The organism is Chamaesiphon sp. VAR_48_metabat_403 (assembly GCF_031422475.1).
Lineage (GTDB): Bacteria > Cyanobacteriota > Cyanobacteriia > Cyanobacteriales > Chamaesiphonaceae > Chamaesiphon.
The window spans coordinates 1-4,810 of the sequence record NZ_JANPLS010000007.1 but is presented as its reverse complement, the minus strand read 5'-3'; the positions used below and the strand labels follow the sequence as shown (position 1 = coordinate 4,810).

The 4,810-nt window shown below is 46.1% G+C and carries 2 protein-coding genes; one reads left to right on the top strand and one right to left on the bottom strand.

Annotated features, from left to right (window positions below):
* On the top strand, positions 1 to 2,969 hold a 2,969-nt coding region (locus RMO79_RS00385), incomplete at its 5' end, for a WD40 repeat domain-containing protein (protein WP_310481059.1).
* A 264-nt stretch (positions 2,970 to 3,233) separates the two neighbouring features.
* On the opposite strand, the gene RMO79_RS00380 is transcribed toward RMO79_RS00385, so the two are convergent.
* Positions 3,234 to 4,598 (bottom strand): FAD-dependent oxidoreductase, encoded by a 1,365-nt coding sequence (locus tag RMO79_RS00380; protein WP_310481058.1) that lies wholly within the window; start codon positions 4,596 to 4,598, stop codon positions 3,234 to 3,236.
* Between the last annotated feature and the right edge of the window lie 212 nt (positions 4,599 to 4,810).

Sequence of the window (4,810 nt, the reverse complement as noted above, 5' to 3'; positions counted from 1 at the left end):
GCTATAGCGAACTCCTCCGCCGGATCGCTACCGAACATCATGCTAGTTGTTTATTATTAACCAGTCGGGAAAAGCCCAAAACTTTGATTCATTTAGAAGGGGACTCTGCGGCAGTTCGCACGTTGGATTTACTTGGTTTAAGCGATCGCGAAGTGCAAGAAATTGGTACTGCTAATGGTTGTCATACAGACGATTCCAGCGATTGGCAGCAGTTACAGCAATCTTACTCTGGCAACCCGTTAGCAATTAAAATTGCGGCGACGACAATTCGAGATTTATTTGACGGTAGCGTGAGTACGTTTTTAGAACAGGGGGTAATTCTCTGTAATGGGATTGAGGCTTTATTAAGTCAACAATTTGTTGGCGGAGCCTCTCAGAATGAGAATCGATTGTCCGAGATCGAGCAACAAGTACTCTACTGGTTAGCGATCGGGCGCGAAGCCGTATCGATCGCCGAATTGTTAGCAGACTTCATTCCTAGCGGTTGTCGAACGCAAGTTTTAGCCGCATTGCAATCGTTAGATCGGCAAAGTCTAATTGAAAAAAGTTCGGGATGTTTTACTTTGCAACCCGTGGTGATGGAGTATGTCACTGCCGTATTAATCGAGCGGGTGTGTGAAGAAATTACGACTCTAGATGTAGCGATTTTTAATAGCCATGCACTGATTCAGGCTCAGACTAAAGACTACGTGCGGGAAAGCCAAGTGCGGATGATTTTAGTCCCGCTGGTCGATCGACTCATGGGTAAATTGCGATCGAAACCAGAAATTAAAAATCAACTCGTTGGCGTAGCCTGTCTGCAAGACAATCGATTATTAGTTAAATTAAGAACTGAATTTGCTGGTACCGACGGCTATGCAGGTGGTAATTTAATTAACCTGCTTCGGCACTTGCACATCGACTCGACTGGCTATGATTTTTCCGGTTTGTGCATTCGGCAAGCTTATCTACTCGGCATGAATTTACACGATACTAATTTTGCGAACACCGATTGGGCAAACTCAGTTTTTACCGAAACCTTCAGTAGTATTCACTCTGTCGCTTTTAGTCCAGACGGTTGCTATCTGGCTAGCGGCGATTTCAACGGCGATATTCGGTTGTGGGATACCCGCTCTCAGCAACTGCAATCGATCTCGATCGGTCACACCAATTGGGCACGAGCGGTGGCTTTCAGCCCCGATAGTCGAACGCTAGCCAGTGGCAGTTTTGACTGCACCATGCGGCTCTGGGATGTCAATACTGGTAAATGCTTGCAGACATTCACCGATCGAACCCAGGCAGTCAATTCAGTAGCATTTAGTCCCGATGGCAACCTCTTAGTCAGTGGTTGCGATGATATCCTAGTCAGTGGTAGCGACGATTGGACGATCGGGATCTGGGATGTCCACACTGGTGAGTGCTTGCAGAAATTCACCCACTATACTAAGGCAGTCTACTCGGTGGCATTCAGTCCTGACGGTCAAACCATTGCTAGCGGCGGTGTCGATGCAGATATTCGGCTGTGGAATGTTCGCGACGGGCAATGCTTGAAAACATGGGCGAGTCATCAAGGTAGGGTCTTTTCAGTGGCATTTAGTCCCGATGGTTCGACCATCGCCAGTGGCGGGGATGATGCTACCGTCAAGCTGTTTGATGCGAGTACTGGCGAGTGTTTGAGAACTTATTTGGGACACAGCGATGAATTGAAGTCGGTCATCTTTAGTCAAGATGGCCAAACGCTCATCAGCGGCGGCAAGGATCGCAACATCAAGCTGTGGGATGTGCGGACTGGAAGGTGTTTGAAGACGCTGGTTGGACATGAGGATTGGATTTGGTCGATCGCTTGCAATGCGGCTCATCAGATTGTGGCTAGCGGTAGTGAAGATCGCACGGTGAGACTCTGGAGTCTGGATACTGGCAAGTGTCTGAAAGTTTTTCAGGGCTATGCAAATACGATCTATGCGATGGATTTTGCCCCCCCACCCCTACCAGATATTGCCGCTCCTCAAGCGATGCTAGCCACTGGATACTTTGGCGGAGCATTACGACTCTGGAATATTCAGGACGTTGGCGAAGCCTCCCCTTCGGGGAATCGATCTACGAGTTTGAGCGGTCATAATAGTTCCATCAGAACAGTAGCCTTCAGTCCAGACGGTCAACTCCTCGCTAGTGGGGGTAACAGTGACAACCCGATTATCAAACTTTGGCGCGTCCGCGATGGTCAGTGCTGCCACATTTTAGCTGGACATACCGATGGTCTTTGGTCGGTGGCATTGAGCAACGACAGTCAAATCCTCGCCAGTAGCAGCGTAGACCATACAATTAGACTGTGGAGTACTCTGACTGGTGAATGTCTCCAGGTTTTGGCAGGGCATACAGATTGGGTCACAGCGGTAGCCTTCATTGTCTCACCACCGATGCTGGTGAGTGCGAGTGCCGATCGTACGATCTCGTTTTGGAATATCCAGACGGGTGAATGTATCCGTACTTTGCAGGGGCAGCAGCTAGCGATTTGCTCGATCGCGGTGAACCCTGGTGAAGATATTTTAGCAAGTGGTGGTATCGACAATACCGTGGCACTTTGGCACATTAATACTGGTGAATGTTTCCAAGTTTTACCTGGTCATACACATTTTGCTCGGTCTGTGGCATTTAGTCCTGACGGTCGAATCCTTGCCAGTGGCAGCTATGACAGTACCGTTAGGCTCTGGGATGTACATAGCGGGAAATGTCTAAGGATCTTGCATGGTCATACGCATGGTGTGTTTGGAGTGGCCTTTGTACCCCACTACAGCACGGATTTTGCCGAGCGACAGTTGCTAGCCAGTACTGGCACCGATGCCACCATTAGATTCTGGGATGTTGCTACGGGTGAATGCGTCAAAATCATTCGATCGCCGCGACCCTATGAGGGGATGAATATTCGGGGCATCCAAGGATTGACTGCTGCCCAGCAGGAGAATTTAACAGCTTTAGGAGCGATCGTATAGAATCCAGTGGCGATCTTCAGCTAGGAATGTTTATACTACATTTCTGTCAAAGGAATCGATTGCAAATCGGTTACGGGGATGCGATCGCCGCCGAACAATTACAAAAAAACTGATGATTTACAGTTAATTTAATCGATCGCTACAAACTTTGCGATCTACTGAATGTGGTCTCAAATTTAGTATTGTGGGCTGGTTGCATTTAATGTGGTCTCAGTTGCACTTAATTCGGTCTCAAGTGACCGGATAGTTGCACTTAATGTGGTCTCAATTTTGCGATGATTGCAGTCCTGACCGATTACTATTGCAGCTCGCTACAGATAACGACACCATTGGGATCGGTGACTTGAAAGAAACGTTCGCCCCAGGGTTCGGTGGAGCCAGATATTCACATTTTATTTCAACTATATTTGCGATCGCTTCGGCAACCTGAATTGCTGAAGTAATCGCGCCTTCATGTAAACCATCACCGAGATATGCGCCAACATGGTAAGTATTTAATTCCCCATTAGTTTTAATAATTTCCTGTCGATATTGGAAAGCCTCTACGGTATAGAATGGGGTATGATGTTGTTGAATATGCAAAATTCGATCTGGTGCAATTAAGCTTTCGAGATTAAATGATAGGCTATATTGGGTTGGTGATGTAATGCCGCAGAGTTGATTGAGACGGGCATTATAGCCCCAATTACCATTTTGTCGATCTGTCTCGAAGAAATCAAATTCCGAGCCTTCTTTGATGTGGTAGGGTTCGTACATCTCCATATCAGTGTGGAGTAGTGTTTGGACATGATTTTCCTGCCAAGCGGCAAATTTGTCGATCTCTTGTGGGCGGGGATCTGCAAGTAATTTGAGTACCACATCGGGTGGGGTAGCAAATACCACTTTGTCAAATTCCAGCATTTTAGCTCCGGCTAATTCAATAGTTATACCAGAGATCGATCGATGAATTGCGGTTACTTCAGCACCTAGCAAAATCTCGCCCCGAAAGCGATCGATAATTTTTTGAATATATGAATAAACACCGCCTTTAATTCTCACCCAATCTACAAATACATCATCGCGGAGGGTGGGAATCACCAGCTCGGCAGGACAATTATCGATTGCGGCAAACGGGATCGAATAACTGTACATCGCAAATAACTTCAGCCAAATATTGCGGAGATATGGTTGTTTGAATCGATCTGCTAATGATTGGTTGCGGAAATCGATGGCTTTCCAAAATTTTGCTGCAATTAATAAGCTAGCAGAGCGGAGATAAAATAAATTTATGCGTAAATATTCGAGGAACCGATCGATACCAGTAAAATTTCGATCGATCGCTACTTTAGATAGATAATGGATGCCATTCTTGAGAAATAGTGCCGATCCGATATTGACTGGCTCTAGTTCTATACCTAGTTCTGCCATCAAATTCATAAAATTATGAAATGATGTCGGAAATTCTAATACGCCATTTTCTAGGATTAAATTACAATCCGAACGATTTGGATGGACATTTTGATTGAGAGTCCGAATGTGCCCACCTAGCATTTTTTCTCGCTCGAATACTGTTACTTGATGTCCTTGCTTATCGAGTAAATAAGCTGTTACCATACCGCTGGCACCACCGCCAATAATTGCAATTTTCATGGTGTTTAAATCTCGATCGTATTTATTTTGCTGGTGAGCTATAGCGATCCTAAATGGGAAGCTATTCGATCTTTATTCTTTCTCTGCGCTCTCTGTCTTGATTTGTTGTCTTGTCGTTTTTATTAGGGGGGAAACCGCGAATAAAAACGCCCCAAAAACGGCGCTGAACAGAGGCGTGCACAAAACGCTGCGCCTCTGCGGCGAATTTTATG